The sequence below is a fragment of the Planomonospora sp. ID67723 genome (genome assembly GCF_015711605.1).
Taxonomy (GTDB): Bacteria; Actinomycetota; Actinomycetes; order Streptosporangiales; family Streptosporangiaceae; genus Planomonospora_A.
Genome location: NZ_JABTEZ010000001.1, coordinates 314,925 through 330,783 on the forward strand (window position 1 = coordinate 314,925; position 15,859 = coordinate 330,783).

The 15,859-nt window shown below is 74.0% G+C and carries 11 protein-coding genes; 1 reads left to right on the plus strand and 10 read right to left on the minus strand.

Translation table 11 applies throughout. The features are described 5' to 3' along the window. Positions 1 to 119 precede the first annotated feature (119 nt). The 10 genes from HS041_RS01410 to HS041_RS01455 form a co-directional block, all read right to left on the minus strand. Positions 120 to 2,015 (minus strand): GTPase, encoded by a 1,896-nt coding sequence (locus HS041_RS01410; RefSeq protein ID WP_196438705.1) that lies wholly within the window; start codon positions 2,013 to 2,015, stop codon positions 120 to 122. Further along, complete coding sequence (locus tag HS041_RS01415; RefSeq protein ID WP_196438706.1) at positions 2,012 to 3,826, minus strand: GTPase family protein; 1,815 nt, start codon at positions 3,824 to 3,826, stop codon at positions 2,012 to 2,014. Before HS041_RS01415 ends, HS041_RS01410 begins: the two co-directional genes overlap by 4 nt. Positions 3,827 to 4,106: 280 nt before the next feature. Further along, positions 4,107 to 4,811: a response regulator transcription factor gene (locus HS041_RS01420; RefSeq protein WP_196438707.1), complete on the minus strand. Its 705-nt coding sequence runs from the start codon at positions 4,809 to 4,811 to the stop codon at positions 4,107 to 4,109. 121 nt (positions 4,812 to 4,932) lie between these two features. After that, positions 4,933 to 6,324, minus strand: a complete 1,392-nt coding sequence (locus HS041_RS01425) for a sensor histidine kinase (RefSeq protein WP_196438708.1) — start codon at positions 6,322 to 6,324, stop codon at positions 4,933 to 4,935. After that, complete coding sequence (locus HS041_RS01430) at positions 6,324 to 7,031, minus strand: response regulator transcription factor (protein WP_196438709.1); 708 nt, start codon at positions 7,029 to 7,031, stop codon at positions 6,324 to 6,326. Before HS041_RS01430 ends, HS041_RS01425 begins: the two co-directional genes overlap by 1 nt. Before the next feature lie 35 nt (positions 7,032 to 7,066). Further along, positions 7,067 to 8,269 (minus strand): L-2-hydroxyglutarate dehydrogenase, encoded by a 1,203-nt coding sequence (lhgD, locus tag HS041_RS01435; RefSeq protein ID WP_196440718.1) that lies wholly within the window; start codon positions 8,267 to 8,269, stop codon positions 7,067 to 7,069. A gap of 88 nt (positions 8,270 to 8,357) precedes the next feature. Then, a complete protein-coding gene (locus HS041_RS01440; protein WP_196438710.1) occupies positions 8,358 to 9,383 on the minus strand; it encodes an NAD-dependent epimerase/dehydratase family protein in 1,026 nt (341 codons plus the stop codon). 313 nt (positions 9,384 to 9,696) lie between these two features. Beyond that, positions 9,697 to 12,687: an SCO7613 C-terminal domain-containing membrane protein gene (locus HS041_RS01445; RefSeq protein WP_196438711.1), complete on the minus strand. Its 2,991-nt coding sequence runs from the start codon at positions 12,685 to 12,687 to the stop codon at positions 9,697 to 9,699. Between the two features lie 79 nt (positions 12,688 to 12,766). Then, positions 12,767 to 13,867 carry a hypothetical protein gene (locus HS041_RS01450; RefSeq protein WP_196438712.1) on the minus strand — a complete coding sequence of 367 codons (1,101 nt, stop codon included), beginning with the start codon at positions 13,865 to 13,867 and terminating at the stop codon, positions 12,767 to 12,769. After that, positions 13,868 to 14,404: a PadR family transcriptional regulator gene (locus tag HS041_RS01455; RefSeq protein ID WP_196438713.1), complete on the minus strand. Its 537-nt coding sequence runs from the start codon at positions 14,402 to 14,404 to the stop codon at positions 13,868 to 13,870. Between the two features lie 99 nt (positions 14,405 to 14,503). Here HS041_RS01455 and HS041_RS01460 point away from each other — a divergent pair, with 99 nt between their 5' ends. Beyond that, positions 14,504 to 15,778 (plus strand): serine hydrolase domain-containing protein, encoded by a 1,275-nt coding sequence (locus tag HS041_RS01460; protein ID WP_196438714.1) that lies wholly within the window; start codon positions 14,504 to 14,506, stop codon positions 15,776 to 15,778. Positions 15,779 to 15,859 lie beyond the last annotated feature (81 nt).

Consider the following 15,859-nt stretch of genomic DNA (forward strand, 5'->3'; position numbering starts at 1 on the left):
GGCCCAAGTCTAGGCTCGGCCGGACAACCCACCCGTTCTCGCCTTGACCCGCAGGGATCTGATGATCCGGAGTGGTCGCCCCCCACCGGCGTCCAGACGGCCGACGTGAACACCGCCGATCAGCGCCGGGCGGCCGCGACCGCCTCGGTGAAGCGGCGGTGGCGGGACAACTCCTCCTCCACCGGGTCCAGCACGAGCGCGCGGGCGACCCGCTCCACGCTCACGTGCAGCGCTCTGCCCGCCTTCCGGGCACGGCGGCGGCCGCCGAGCCAGGCGACGGCCCGCGACAGCAGCGCGATCACGACGCCGAGCAGCGCGCCGCCGAGCAGCATCAGGGTGGGCCAGGGCGCCTCACCCGCGGTCGGCACCGGCGGCTCGGGCAGGCGGAGGTAGTCCAGGGCGAACAGGCCCAGCAGCCAGAGGGCGCCCGCCACCGTCGCCGCGAGCGCCAGCCACTGCGCCGCCCCGGCCACCCGCCACCACGCGGGCCTGCGCGAGGCCCCGAGCGAGGTGACGGCCACGGCCCGGTCGAGCCCGTCCTCCAGTTCGCCCGCGCGCGATCGGGCCGCATGGCGTACGGCCGCCGCCCACGGTTCGGGAAGCCCCGCCGAGGCGGCCGCCGCCGCGTCCCGGATCGCGATGTCCATCTGGGAGCGCTGCACCGTGGTGGCGGCCGGGATCGAGGTCCGCCCCACCACTGCCCCCGTCACTGCCCCCGCCGCCTCGGGTGCGCCTCCCCGGACGCCCCTCGCTGCGCCCGCCTCGATGCTTCCCGTCGTGTCTCCCGCCAGGTCGGCGTCCGGCCCGGCCCGGCGGCCGTCGGTGCCGGAAGCCGTACCCAGGCGGAGGCGGCGGAGCGGATCGGGCCGGAACCGGCGGATCCACCGGGTGACCGGCCAGCCGGTGGCGGCGACCGAGCGGTGCCGGTGCGCCTTCGCGACGGCGGCGACCACGAGCGGGACCCCGGCGGCCTGCGAGAGCGCCGAGGTCAGCGGCCTGGCCAAGGTGTCCGTGGAGACCTGCTGGGTCTTCGCGGGCTCGGCCGCCCCCGGCGTCGCGGTCCCCGGACGCCCGCCTCGCCCGGCCCCGGCGGCATCGCCGTCCGGCCCGGTCCGGCCGCCTCCCGCCGAGGCGCGGTCCAGGAGGTCGGCGGCGGCGACCGCATCGGCCGCCAGGCGGTCGGCCCAGGAGCGCCGGTCGGCGACCCGGGACTCCAGCAGGGCGCGCAGCTCGGGAACGCCCGCTCCGGTGCGGGCCGAGACGCCGAGCGCCGGCACCCCGGCCAGCCCGTCGGCGTCGAGCAGCCGGCGCAGGTCCGCCAGGCACCGCTCGGCGGCCGCCGGGGAGAGCCGGTCGATCTGGTTCAGGACGACCACCGTGACGTCGCGGTGCCGGGCCAGAGGCTTGAGGTAGCGGTCGTGGACGGCCGCGTCGGCGTACTTCTGCGGGTCGAGGACCCACACCAGCAGATCGGCCAGGCGGGCGAGACGGTCCACCTCCAGCCGGTGCGCCAGCTCGATCGAGTCGTGGTCGGGCAGGTCGAGCAGGACCAGCCCGGCCATGCCCTCCGACCCGTCCGGCCCGTGACCCGCCGCGCCGCCTCCCCCGCCGTCCGCCGTGCCGTCCCTCCCGGCCTCCCCCGGGCCGCGGCCTCCGCCGTCCACCTCGTGGCGGTTGGGGATCTCCAGCCAGTCGAGCAGCGGCCCCGACCCGGCCCCCTCCCACAGGGCGGCCTGCGCGGTGGAGGTGGTCGGCCGGGTCACGCCGACCGTGGCGAGCGAGGTTCCGGACAGCAGGTTGAACAGCGACGACTTGCCGCTCCCGGTGGCTCCGGCCAGCGCGACCACCGTGTGGTCCACCGAGAGGCTCCGCCGTACCCCCGCCCTGGAGACCACGGCCCGTGCCTCGGCGACCGCGGCGGCGTCCAGCCGCCCGTCGGCCAGGTCCGCGGCCAGCTCCAGCGCCGCCAGCCGGTCGTCCAGCGAGATCGCGCCCTTGCGGCGCAGCAGCTTCACCGGCCGTCCCCGCTCTCCGCAGAGAGCCCGCCACCGGGATCACCGGCCGGTCCGCGGCGCTCCCCGGGAAGCTCGCCCCGGTGCTCCCGTACGGCCTGCGCCGCGGCGCGCAGGGCCTGGGCGGTCTCCGCCGGGGGCCGGACGGCGTCGAGGAGGGCGGTGAACCGGGCGGCCTCCTCCTTCATGATGCCCTCGACCCGGGTGCGCAGGTCGTCGCGGGCCTTGATGGTCAGGGTGCGGACGGCCTGGTCGCCGAAGACGGCCTCCAGCAGCTTCTGGCTGAGCACGCTGGTGCCCCCGGCGATGCCGACCTCGATCCCGGTCAGACCGCCGGTGGAGGCGAACACCGCGATCATGAGGAGCAGCCCGGCGCCGTTGACGCCGAACGAGGCGACCCGGGCGGTGGTCCGCTTCTCCGCGCCCTCCTGGCTGACCAGGTCGAGCACGTACCCCTGCCAGCTTCGGACCGCCGCCTCGGCGGCCCGGCGCAGACCCGGCGAGGCCCTGCCGAGGCGTCCGGCCTCGACGGCCCCGGCCTCCTCCAGCAGGGCCCGCCCGGCGGGCAGGGACGACCACGACTCCAGCGCGCGCTCGGCCGCGCCGTCGGCCGACGCCCTGACCAGTGCCTCCACCCCGTGCTCCAGCGCCACCCGCAGCTCACTCTCGGGCGCGGGCCGGCCGGTGAACAGCGAGACGATCCGGTCGCGCAGCCACCCCACCCGGCTCTCCAGGGAGCGCATCAGGTCGCCGGTGCCGATGAAGTCCTGCCAGCGGGCCAGCACCTCGCCGCGGAGCAGCGATCCGTCCAGCATGCCCTCGTCGAAGGAGGCCATCCCGGCGGCGTAGGCGGCGCCGACCGCCGAGCCGAGCTCCTCGGCCCCGGCGCGCTGGCGGTCCACCGCGTCGGCGAGCGCGGGCACCCGCGTGGCGAGGCTCTCCAGCGCCCCCGACAGCGTCTGGCGGACCACGTCGGCCCTGGACTGGGCGTCGGCCGCGATGCCGGTCAGCCAGTCGATGACCGGCCGGACGGCGGCGCGGGGCAGCCGGGCGTTCTCCTCGGGCAGCACCAGCTCGGCCACCTCGAACAGACGCGTCCCGCCCAGCCCGTTGGCCTCCAGCAGCCGGGTCAGATCCCCGGCGACCACGCCCACGGCCTCCGGCGGGACGCGGGACAGGATCACGGCCAGCGCCGTACTCCGCTCCCGGGCCGCACGCAGGAAGCTCCAGGGCACCTCGTCGGCGTAGCGGGAGGCGGTGGTGGTGAACAGCCACAGGTCGGCGGCGGCGAGGAGCTGGGAGGCCAGCTCGCGGTTGGCCGTGACGACCGAGTCGATGTCCGGCGCGTCGAGCAGGGCCAGGCCGGGCGGGAGCGTCTCGGCCACGACCACCCGGAGTGTGCCCGGCTCACCGGCGCCTGCGGAGCCGTCCGGACCGCGCGGGCGGCCTCCCGTGACCCGGGACAGGCCGGGCAGGATGTGCTGGCCGGTGAACCAGGCCAGGTCGGCGGGGCTGGTCACCAGCGTGGGGGCCAGGGTGGTGGGGCGCAGCACGCCGGGCTCGGTCACGTCGGCGTCGACCAGGGAGTTCACCAGCGTCGACTTCCCCGCCCCGGTGGAGCCGCCGACGACGGCCAGGAGCGGGGCGTCGATCGCGCTCAGACGGGGGATCAGGTAGTCGTCGAGCTGGCCGGTCAGCTCCCGCGACGCCCGGCGGTCGGCCTCGGCGTCTCCGACCTCGAGCGGGAACAGGTCACGGTCGAGATGGCGCCGCAGCTTCCGCAACGCCTCCAGCAGGCCGCCGTTCCCATCCACAGGACCGGTCATTCCCGACAGAACCGGCCCTAGACATCAGAAGACGCCGGACATGATGAAGCCCCACCGCTCGACCGGGTCACGGGGGCGAACTCGGTAGAGCGATGGGGCCTGTACCCCGGCTTCGCCGGGAGGACCGTGAACGGGCCCGTCTCCCCCGCAGCTGGAGAGGGGCCCCGGACCTTCCGCCTGTTCCGGGGCGATCTGGGGTCGTGCTTCCCTCATTGGACCGCACCAAGCTCAGGGCCAGATCCGGCCAACCTGAATATCCGCTGAAAGTTCAATCACTCTGCGGCGGCCGCAGAACGTATCCCACCCCGCGCAGGGTATGGATCAGCCGGGGTTCGGAGGTGTCGACCTTCCGCCTGAGATAGGAGACGTAGGACTCGACGACCCCGGCGTCGCCGCCGAAGTCGTAGTTCCACACGTGGTCGAGGATCTGCGCCTTGGACAGAACCCTGCCAGCGTTGATCATGAAGTAGTGCAGGAGCTTGAACTCCGTCGGCGAGAGCCGCACCATCTCCCCGGCCCTCCACACCTGGTGGGCCTCCTCGTCCAGCTCCAGATCACCGACGCGCAGCCGGACGGGCAGGTCGAGGTCGCCTCGCGTACGGCGCAGCACGGCCCGGATCCTGGCCAGGACCTCCTCCAGGCTGAAGGGCTTGGTGACGTAGTCGTCGGCCACCCTCAGTCCGGTCACCTTGTCGTCGGTGCCGTCCCGCGCGGTCAGGAAGACCACGGGCATCTGACCGCCCATCTCCCGCAGCTTCCCCGCCACCGCGAACCCGTCCATGTCGGGCAGCATCACGTCGAGCACCACGAGGTCGGGGCGGATCCTCTCGGCGAACTGCACGGCCTCCCTGCCGTCCGCCGCGGTCATGACCTCGAACCCCGACAGGCGCAGACTGGCGGAGAGCAGCTCCCGGATGTTCGGTTCGTCGTCCACCACCAGCAGGCGGGCCTCAACTCTGTCCAGCACATCCATGAGGCTCGCTCACCTCCCTGGGGAGCGGCTCAGCGGCGGCTGAACGTTTCCTGAGAGGAATCACCGGCCACGGGCGGCCCTCACGCCACGGGGGACGGGACGCCGGCCGGGCAGAGCCGCTTCAGCCGACGGCGGCCAGGGGAAGGCGGACGCGGAAGACGGCGCCCGCGCCCGGGGCGGAGTCGGCGTCCACCGTCCCGCCGTGCGCCTCGACCATCGCAGCCACGATCGACAGGCCGAGCCCGGTCCCGCTGCCCCCGCCGGACGGGTCGCGACGACCTCGGGCAGAGTCCACGCGGTAGAACCGCTCGAAGACCCGTTCGCGCTGTTCGGCGGTGAGGCCCGGTCCCTCGTCGGCCACCTCGACGACGGCCGTCCCGCCCTGCGCGCGGAGCGTGATCCGCACGGGCGTGCCCTCCGGGGTGTGGGTGAGCGCGTTGGTCATCAGGTTGCCCACGACCTGGCGGAGCCGTACCTCGTCACCGGAGACGATCAGCGCGGCACCGTCGACCGAGAGCGTGACCTCCCGGTCCGGCGCCAGGATCCGGGCGTCGTGCACGGCGTCGGCCGCGATGGCGAGCAGGTCGACCGGGCGCATGGCCATCGGCCGCTGCCGGTCCAGCCGGGCGAGCATCAGCAGGTCGTCCACGAGCAGGCCCATCCGGACCGCCTCCGACTCCACCCGGCTCATCAGCGGCGCGGGGTCGATGTCGGGTGCCTGGCGGTAGAACTCGGCGAAGCCGCGGATCGACGTCAGCGGCGTACGGAGCTCGTGCGAGGCGTCGGCGACGAACCTGCGCATCCGCTCCTCGGATCCGCGGGCCGCGCGCTCCGATTCCGACCGGGCCTGGAAGGCCGTCTCGATCTGGGCGAGCATGCCGTTCAGCGACCGGCCGAGACGGCCGACCTCGGTGTTCGGGTCCGCGTCGGGGACGCGGCGGCTCAGGTCGCCGGCGGCGATGGCCTCGGCGGTGCGCTCGATCTCCTCCAGCGGGCGCAGACTCCGCCGGATGACCGCCACGCCCACCCCGGCGAGCGCCAGCATCAGCCCGCCGCCGCCGAGGACCACCACCAGGGCGAGCTGCCCCACGATCTGCCGTGCCTCCGCCATGTCGACGGCCACGACGAGGCTGCCGCCGGTCTCCAGCGGGGTCACCCGGATCCGCCATCCGTCGATCTCGCGCGGCTCCGTCCCCAGGTCGGCGGGGAGCGGCGGCACCGGCTTGCCCTCCACGTCCGCTCCGCTGAGCGGGACGATCACCCGGCCCCGTGGGCCGCGGAGCTCCGCCCTCATGTCAGGCGGCATGATCTTGTTCGCCAGGTCGAAGGGGGCGGGACGGTTGAGGCGGCGCAGCAGGTTCCCGGTGGTGATGTCGATCTGGGTGTCCACCCGGTCGACCAGGTACCCCCGCATGACCGAGACGCTGCCGACGCCGATCAGGGTCAACGCGATGGCCAGCAGCACCAGGACGACCAGGATGAGCTTGACCCGCAGAGGCGTCCGGTCGAACATCAGGGACCCGGCGGGAGGCGGAGTACGTACCCGACTCCGCGCAGGGTGTGGATCATCCGGGGGTCCGTGTTGTCGATCTTCCGGCGGAGCACGGAGACGTAGGACTCCACGATCCCGACGTCGCCGCGGAAGTCGTAGTCCCACACGTGGTCGAGGATCTGCGCCTTGGACAGCACCCGCCCCGCGTTCGCCATGAAGTAGCGCAGCAGCTTGAACTCGGTCGGGGAGAGCGGCACGGCCCTGCCCTTGCGCCAGACCTCGTGGCTCTCCTCGTCGAGCTCGATGTCGGCGAAGGTGAGCCGGGGCGGCCGGGCGTGCAGCTCTCCCCCGCCCGTACGGCGCAGCACGGCCCGGATCCGGGCCACCACCTCTTCCAGGCTGAACGGCTTGGTCACGTAGTCGTCCCCGCCCACCGTGAGACCGCGGATCTTGTCCTCTACGGCGTCACGGGCGGTGAGGAACAGCACGGGCGTGTCGGTGCCCCCGCCGCGCAGCCGCCGTACGACGTCGAAACCGTCCATGTCGGGGAGCATCACGTCGAGCACGATGAGGTCGGGACGGTGACGCTGGACGGCGGCGACCGCGTCGGTGCCGTTGCCCGCGGTGTTCACCCCGAATCCGGCGAAGCGCAGGCTCGCGGCCAGCAGTTCGAGGATGTTGGGTTCGTCCTCGACGATCAGCAGGCGGGCCTCGGGTGATTCGCTCACGAGAATTATCTTCACCCGCCCACAGGAGAAAGCCGTTAAGAAGTCAGATCAGAGGTTATCCCTACCAAGTGTCTGGCTATGGCCAGACTTGACGTAGCGGCAGGAGATGGGGCATTCCTCACCAAAGTAATCCGGCCGTAGGTGTCGACGACGAAGTCGTCCGCCATGCTCCCGTCGCGGGCCACGGCCTGCGCCCGCACGCCGCCGGCCGTCCTGACGAGGTCGTCCGCGGTGAGGGCGGGGACGTAGCGGCGCGCCGCGCCCAGGAACGCCCCCTTGGCCAGGGAGCCGAGCACCTCCCTGACCCCGGTCCGCCAGTGCCGGGCGGCCATCCGCCGGGTGCCCGCCCAGGCCGCGATCCTGCACAGGTCGGCGAGGTCGACGTCGCGCCAGGAGTAGCCCTCCAGGGCGAGCGCCATCACCGCGTTGGGGCCGACGAGCACCTCGCCGTCGATCCTGCGGGTCAGGTGGACACCGAGGAACGGGTAGCGGGGGTCGGGCACCGGGTAGATCAGCCCGCGGACCAGGTCCTTCGCCCGGCCGGCCAGCGCGTAGTACTCGCCCCGGAAGGGGATGATCCGCACCTCTCCGGAGGCTCCGGCCATCCGGGCGACGGCGTCCGTGCCGAGTCCCGCGCAGACGATCAGTTGGTCGAAGCCCATCCTGCGACGCCCGGCCGCCCCGTCCACCAGCACCTCGACCCCGCCCGCGGTCTGCCGGAGCGCGCGGACCGGATGCGAGAGCCGTACCGAGCCGCCGTTCTCCTCGACGTCGCGGGCCAGGCGGCGGGCGACCGCGGGAAAGTCGGCGATCGCGGTGTGCGGGGAGTGCACGGCGGCCACTCCGACGGCGTGCGGCTCGATCTCGCGCAGGGCCAGCGCGTCCAGTTCGGCGATGCCGGGAACGCCGTTCTCCCGGGCGCGCCGGGCGATGGCCCGCAGGCCGGACCGCTCGGCGGCAGTGGAGGCGATGACGAGCTTGCCGACCTCGTCGTAGGGGATGGCGTACTCGGCGCAGTACTCACGCAGCAGGGCCACGCCCTCCCGGCAGAGCGTCGCCTTGAGCGAGCCGGGCCGGTAGTAGATGCCCGCGTGCACGACCCCGCTGTTGTGCCCGGTCTGGTGCGCGCCGACGCGGTCCTCCTTGTCGAGGACGGTCACCTCGGCGCCGCGGGTCAGCGCGAGCTCCCTGGCCACCGCCAGGCCGACGATGCCCGCGCCCACGATCCCGACCTTCATCATGTGTCCTCTCGAAAATCCGTGACGCGGCCCGGCGCGTTCGTGACGCGGCCCGCCGCATTCGTGGCACGGGCATGACACGGCCCGCTCACGACACGGCCCCGTCCGCGAGCCGGCCGGCCTTCGCCGGAGCGAGGTGGCCCTCCTCGGCGAGCCAGCGGATCGCGTCGGCGACGCTCTCCCGCACCGGCCGGAGGTCCACCTTCAGCTCGGCCAGGGTGGGCTCGTCGTCGGCGGGCACCATCGTGGTCATCATTTCCGCCGCGTCCCTGGTCAGCGGGTAGCCGAAGGGCCTGACCCGCTTGAGGAGATCCAGCACCGCCGCCACGCCCAGCAGCAGCCTGCCGGGTACGCCGTACCTGCGGCACCGGCCCCCGGTGACCTCGTCGCAGACGTCGGCGAGCTGCGCCCAGGTCAGGAAGTGCCCGCCCAGCATGAACCGGCGCGCCCCCCGGCCCGGTTCCAGGACGCGGGCCAGCACCGTCGCCAGGTCGCGGACGTCGACCACGCCGACCCCGCCCGAGGTGATCGGCCAGCCCTGGTCGAGACCGGCGCGCAGCCCCTCCATCAGCGCGTCCAGCGAGGGCTGGTGCGGTCCGACGACCCCGCCCGGGTAGACGATCGTGACCGGGACCCCGCGCCCGGCCAGCTCGCGCGCGTAGAGCTCGCCGGAGACCTTCGACCTGCCGTAGGCGCTGCGCGGCGAGGAGAGCGGGCTCCCCGCCGTGATCACCGGCCCGGCCGGCGGGACGAACACCGCGACGGTGGAGACGTGCACGATCGGGTCGAGACCGAGCTCGGCGGCCTGCCCGAGGACGTTCCTCAGCCCGGCCACGTTGGTCCCGGCCAGATCGTCCGCCCGGCCGACGACGCCGATCTCTGCGGCGGCGTGGACGACCGCCTCACACCGTTCGAGCCCGGCCCGTACGGCTGCCGCGTCGCGGATGTCGGCCCGGTGCAGCGGGACCGGCTCGACGACTCCGACCCTGCCCAGGATCCGGCGCGTCCTGTCCGGATCGCGCACCAGGAGGAGCGGCTCGTGCCCGGCGGCGAGCAGCGCCGCCACCGCGTGTGAGCCGACGAAACCGGACGCTCCGGTCACCAGAACGCGCATCTCCGAAAGCTAGCGGCAAGCCGTTCCCAGGAGAAGAGGGAGTCCGTCCGGGAACGTCCCGTGCACTCGGCCATCGGCTGGTCTGCGCCGTGCCAGAGCCCACGGACAGCGCCCGTGGACAGAGCCCGTGGACAGAGCCCGGGGACAGCGCCCGTGGACAGCGCCCACGGACAAGGATCCGTCGCGCGGGGATTGCTGAGCGCGATAAGTATTGCGCTCAGCAATCCCCGCGCCGGACATCGCAACCCCCGGGACCGGACATCCAGCCCCCATGACTTCGCCGCCCGGTTCGATCACCGCATTCGGGTTTCGGTCACCGCATTCGGATGAGGGCCGCCCGCAGGCGGTGCACCTCTCGCAGGCGGGCCTCGTAGGTCGCACCGACCACCACGAGGAGCAACCCGCCCAGCGCCATGGGCACCCACCTCGGCACCGCCAGGACTGCCTGGGCGATCCAGGGCGCCAGCTCGTGCAGGGTGACGGCGGCCAGGGTCAGACCGCCGAGCACCGCCGGGGCCTGGAGCCGGAAGCGGGTCCCGGTCAGGAGCACCGCGAGCGAGGCCACGCCGAGCAGCAGCGGCCGGACCCAGCCGTCGCCGGCGGGCAGCGCGACCAGGCTGGGCAGCAGGCCGGAGGCGAGCCCGGAGCCGTAGGCGGCCCAGGAGGAGGCCTCCCCGCCGCGTGTCCTCCACCAGCCGAAGGCCAGCAGGACCAGCGCGAACGGCACCGTGTACGCCTCGACCACATCGATGTCGGAGGCGAGCAGCCGCAGCCAGGTGGCGGCCAGCAGGAACCCGGTCCCTCCGTACACCGCCGGCCGCCGGTCGGGCCGCAGCGCGGTGCCGGACAGCAGCACGCCGACGACGGCGCAGGCCAGGCTGAGCATCGGCAGGTCCGGGACGCCGAGGACCAGGGTGCCCTGGGCGGACAGCACCAGCCCGGAGGCCGCCAGGAGGTAGCCCGCCGCCTCCAACCCGATCGCGGCGTCCGCCGCCCGGTACCGCCGTCCGGTCCCCTCGGCCGTGCTCGGTCCCCCTGCCCGCTCCGCCCGCTCGAGCCGCTCCGGCTGCCCCGGCTTCGGGGTGTACGGCCGCTGCGCCCGTCCTTGTGCCCATCCCGCCACCGCCGCCGCCAGGCAGGCGACGGCGAGCAGGCCGAACGCCGCGTACCGGGCAGGCCAGCCCAGCCCGGCCTCGACCGCCAGGACCTCTCCGCCCAGGAGCAGGGCGGCGAGCCCGGCCCCGGTGGCGCGCACGACCTGTGTCCGGCCCCCGTAGGCGGCCGCAGCCCAGGCGAGGGCGAGGATCACGAGCCCGGCGTGGGTGGTGGCCCGCTCGGTCAGGGCCGCGGCGGCGGCCAGCAGGGTGACGGCCCCGGCGAAGGCCGTGAGAGTCCCGGCCATGGGCGTGCGGGGGATGGGCGTCCCGGAGGTGGACGTGCCGGAGGCGGGGGCCCCCGCCGATCCCGGTCGTCCGGCCAGTGCCGCTCCGGCCGTCAACGCCGCGGCCAGCGCGAGCAGGACCGCGAGCCCGGCCGGGTGGCCCCAGCCGAAGGCGGCCGGCGCGAGCGCCGAGCCGAGCGTGCCGAAGGCCAGCGCGGCGGCGCCGAACGGCCGCCTTCCGCTCCTCGCCGGTTCGCGGCCGCCCTCCGCGGCCTCCGCCGTCTCCTGGCCGCCTTCCACGGGCTCCGCGGGTCCCGCCGGTTCCCCGCCCGCGGGGCCGGCGGCCTGCCGGAGGGCCATCGCCACCGAGGCGGCCGTCAGAAGCCAGAAGATGACCACCGGGGCGGGGGACGCGGAGAACCACTCCTCGCCGTACGCGTGCGCCCCCGCCCAGATCCCGTCCAGCCGGTCGAACGGCCCGGTCAGCGTGAGGGTGACGTCCTCCCAGAACGGGAGCAGGGTCAGGACGGCCACGGCACCGCCGGTGAACGCGCCGGTGGAACGGATCGAGGGCCCGGCCGGGCCGGGCAGGTACAGCGCCGCGGCGGCGACGGCCAGGCCCGCGACGGTGTACGCGAGCGCCTGCCACGCCGGGTGGACGAGCGGGAGGAAGAGCGTCGCGGCCCCGGCGGCCAGCACGGCCGCCGACGCCGCCGCCAGGAGCTCGCGCAGGCCCCCGGCGGACCGCAGCGCCACGACGATCCCGGTCACCGCCAGTACGGCCAGCAACGCGCCCCTGATCAGGGAGACCGGCCACTCGGCAGGAGAGAGGTACGGCACCAGGCCGGAGTCCAGGAGGCCGAACAGGAGCCCGGACATCCACACGATCCCGAACGCCGTCGCGGCCGTTCCGCGGATTCCGGGCAGGCGCCCCACCGGCCGGGCACCCGCGCCGGGGTCCGCCACGGAACCCGCATGCCCCTTCCCGTCCCCGGCCTCCGGCGCACCCGCGCCCTCCTCGGTCGCCGCCTCCCCCTTCTGGACGGACCCGGCCTTCCCCGCGGTGAGCACCAGGAGGGCGGCGTCGGCCGCGGCCGTCGCCGCGAGCGCGGCGGTGACCCAGGTCGCCGTCCGGTCCGCCGCCAGCAGCGGGAGCGGAAGCTGCGCCAGGACGATCGCCACCGGCATCGGCAGCCTCAGCGGGAGCAGCCGCGAGTATCCCGCCGCGACGAGCGCGACCAGGGCGAACGACCCGGCGGCGTAGCCGCCGCCCGAGAGGTCGTCGATCCCGGCCAGCCCGGCCTGCCGGGCCGCGTAGCAGTCCAGCAGGAGCAGGGCGACGCCGAGCATCGCGACGGTCTCCGCGGTGGCGGCCAGGCCGCGCCGTACCAGGACTCCCGGCACGGCCATGGTCACCGCGGTGAAGCCGGCCAGGACCGCGGCCCGCCCGCCGATGCCGAGATGGCCCCAGCTCACGACCGTGAACACGACCGCCGCGACGGCCAGCAGCAGGCCGCCGAGAGTGAGCAGCAGGTTCTGCACCGCCTTCGGCGAGAAGTCCCCGCGCGGTCTCCCCGGTCCGGGAGCCGCCCCGGCCGCCGGAGCCGCGGCCGGGAAACCGGACCGCGTTCCCGCGTCCGCTCCCGCTCCCGGGACGGCCCCCGGGGGCTCCTCCCTGCGGGCCCGCTCCGCCCGGAGCGCGCCGAGCACCTCGCCCCGGCGGGCCAGCAGTCCGGCCTCCCGCACCCGGATCTCGGCCAGCGCCTGGTCGAGCCGCCACAGCTCGGCCGCGGCGGATCCCCGCAGGGGCAGCGCGCAGCGCGGGCAACGGTCTTGAGGCCCGGTGATGCGCAGGTCGCACTCCGGGCAGCTCACCTCTCCCGAGGGAAGGGGCGGGCCGGGGTGCGGTCGGTCGGCGTGCATGGCATACAGGATGTACCCCGCCACCTGCAGGCGACCTGCGGTGAACTACTCAATCCACGCTGAGTATCCGCCCCCGACCTCAACGGGTCCGGCGTGCGATGAAGGCGATGACACCGGTGGCGCCGACCGCCACGGCCAGCCAGAGCGCCACGGCCCCGGCCGGCACCCCCGCGTCACCCTCCTGCCCGCCGTCCTGGCCGTCCGCCGCCTCCGCGCCGCCCCTCGCCGGCTCTCCACCGGCTTCCGGAGCGGTGCTCGGCTCCGGGGCGGGCGTCGGCGTGGGTGCCGCCGCCCGGAGGGCCTCCTCGGGCAGCGGCACCCGGTAGACCGGGCTGCCGGCCCCCTCGGTACCGGTCAGCAGCGCCGTGCCGTCGGCTGTGTACGCGATCGACTCGGCCTGCTCCAGCTGCGGCATCGTCACCTTGGCGAGCTGCTCGCCGGGGGCGCTGTAGACCGTGGCGGAGAAGTAGGTGCGGATCACGAAACTCGACCCGTCGGGGGCGTAGGCGGCGTCGGTCGCCATGATCGGCGCGGAGCCGACCCGGCGCAGGATGTTGGTCCTGCCGGTGCGCAGGCGCTTCGGGGCCGCGTAGACCGACCCGGAGAACTCCTTGCTCACGATGTAGAGCCGCCCGGTACGGGGATGGACCATGACGCCCTCGGCGTTGTGCCCGCCGTCCTCGTAGCGGAAGCGGTAGCGCACGGCCGGGAGGGTCGCGTCCCGCAGCGAGGCGGGCTCGTGCACCCGGTAGACCGAGATGTCGGGCCAGGCCCCGTCGAAGTTGTCGCCGATGTCGGCGAACCAGAGCACCCTCCGCCCGGTCTCCGGGTCCGTGGACGCCGCCATGCCCTCCCAGTCACGGGCGACCGCACCCTGCAGGGTGAACGTCGCCCGGGTCCGCCCGTCGCCGCCGACCGCGAAGAAGACCGGCCCGGCCAGGCTGTCGTTGTGGGTGTAGTAGACGTCCTCGTGCGTCGGCGAGACCGCCAGCCCGCTCGACTCGGTGATCCGCTCGTCCCGGAACCGGAAGAGGACTCGCTCGCCCTCCCCCTCAACCGGTACGGCCTGCGCCGCGGACCCCGTCTCCGCCCACGCGCCGGCCCCGGCGAACGCGATCGCCGCGACCATCCCGGCCGCGACGATCCCTCGAATCAGGGCATCCCCCGCACTGCTCCGCATTCAGCCATCATGCCCCGACAGCAGCTCGCGCAGGCGCCGCAGGAGGCGCTCGTCCGCGTCGAGGATCGCCGCGGCGTTGTCGAACAGGGCCGCCGCCATCGGGGAGATGCCCGCTTTCAACTCCCGTCCCCGTTCGGTGTGCTCCCGGGCCGCCGCCAGCTCGGCCTCCGCCCGCGCCAGCCGGGCGAGAGCCGCCTCCCGGGGGAGCAGGTGGATCCAGGTCGCGGCGAGGGCCAGGGCCGACTGGACCCCGTGGGGTGGTCGGGCCAGGGCGTCGAGCAGCAGGCGGTTCAGCTCGGCCCGGCCCTCCTCGGTGATCGCATAGACCTTCCTGAGCCGGTCGCCGGTCCGCTCCTCGGCCTCGGTCCGTACCAGGCCGTCCTTCTCCAGCTTGTTCAGCGCGTAGTAGACCGAGCCCGGCAACACGGGAGTCCACCGGTCCAGCTCGGCCTCGGCCATGAGCTGGGTGATCTCGTAGCCGTGCATGGGCCGCTGCTGGAGCAGCCCGAGGACGAGCATGCGCGTGCTGGAGGACAACCGCACTCCCTCAACCGTGGATATTCAAGTTTGACTATATCGGGGCCCGCATGCCCTAATACTCAACGTTGAGTATTCATTCTTGACTAAGGAGAGGCGATGAACTGGCGCATCGGAGCCCGGATGCACGCCCTGGTGAGGGCGTACGCGCGGCTCGGCCGCTTCAGCGGGTCCGTACTGGCCGCCCGGGGCGAGCGGGTGCTGTTGTCCAAGGGATACGGCCTGGCCAGCCATGAGCACGGCCTGCCCAACACTCCGCGGACGGCCTTCCGCATCGGATCCCAGACCAAGACGTTCACCGCGATCGCGATTCTGCAGCTCCAGGAGCGCGGCATGCTCGACGTCGGTCTTCCCCTGGAGGCGGTACTGCCCGGTTACCCCGGCGGGGACCGGATCACCCTCCACCACCTGCTGACCAACACCTCGGGCATCCCCGACTACATCACCACCGAGGACTTCACCCGGATCATGGGCCTGCCCCGGACGCCCGAGGAACTGATCGCGAGCTTCCGCGACCGCCCGGCGCTCTTCGCCCCCGGAGCGCGGATGAGCTACAGCAACTCCGGCTGGGTGCTGCTCGGCGCCGTGATCGAGCGCCTCACCGGGCAGTCCTACGGCGGCTACGTCCAGCGGGAGATCCTCACCCCCCTCGGCATGGACCGCAGCGGGCTGGGCCGCCACGGAGACGTGCTCCCCGGCCACGCGGAAGGCTACATGTCCCAGGACGGGCAGGTCGGCCGCACCCCGTACCTCGACAACTCCAACCAGTACGCCGCCGGGGCCCTGCACGCCACCGCCGAGGACATGCTCGCCTGGGTCCGCGGCCTGAAGGCGGGCGCCGTCCTCGGCCGAGCGTCGCTCAAGCGGCTGGTCACCCCATACGTCGACGGCTACGCCTACGGCTGCACGTCCTCCGGGGACCGCGTGGAGAGCTCCGGCGGGACCATCGGCTACGTGAGCGTCACCGCGCACTACCCGGCCGACGACCTGACCGTGATCGTGTTGTCGAACTTCGAGAACGCCGCCTACGCCGAGATCGAGGCGGGGCTGGCCGCGATCGCCCGCGGCGAGCCGTACGAGCCGCCGGGCGAGCGGGTCTTCGTCCCGGCCGACCCTGCGGTGTTCGATTCCTACGTGGGCCGCTACGAGTGCTCGTTCATGGGGCGGACCTCGACGATCGAGGTGACGGCGGAGGGGGAGAGTCTGATGGTGGAGGTCCACGGCCTGAAGAAGACCGAGCTGCGGCCGATGTCGCGCACGCACTACTTCGCCAGGATGAAGGGCGAGGTCGAGCTGACGTTCGTCGGCGAGCCGGCCCGGGAAATCGCGATGCTCTGGAGCGGCCACGAGGTCACCGCCCACCGCATCGCCTGACCGCGGCAGGCGGCCTGAGCGAGGATCCCACCGATGATCCCGGCTCCGGATCGGAAAACCCGGGAAGGGGTGGCGGGCTGT

Coding starts and splice junctions, on each gene's coding strand:
- HS041_RS01420 (WP_196438707.1), bottom strand. CDS start 4,811: ATGGATGTGCTGGACAGAGTTGAGGCCCGCCTGCTGGTGGTGGACGAC.
- HS041_RS01425 (WP_196438708.1), bottom strand. CDS start 6,324: ATGTTCGACCGGACGCCTCTGCGGGTCAAGCTCATCCTGGTCGTCCTG.
- lhgD (WP_196440718.1), bottom strand. CDS start 8,269: ATGAAGGTCGGGATCGTGGGCGCGGGCATCGTCGGCCTGGCGGTGGCC.
- HS041_RS01440 (WP_196438710.1), bottom strand. CDS start 9,383: ATGCGCGTTCTGGTGACCGGAGCGTCCGGTTTCGTCGGCTCACACGCG.
- HS041_RS01445 (WP_196438711.1), bottom strand. CDS start 12,687: ATGCACGCCGACCGACCGCACCCCGGCCCGCCCCTTCCCTCGGGAGAG.
- HS041_RS01450 (WP_196438712.1), bottom strand. CDS start 13,867: ATGCGGAGCAGTGCGGGGGATGCCCTGATTCGAGGGATCGTCGCGGCC.
- HS041_RS01460 (WP_196438714.1), top strand. CDS start 14,504: ATGAACTGGCGCATCGGAGCCCGGATGCACGCCCTGGTGAGGGCGTAC.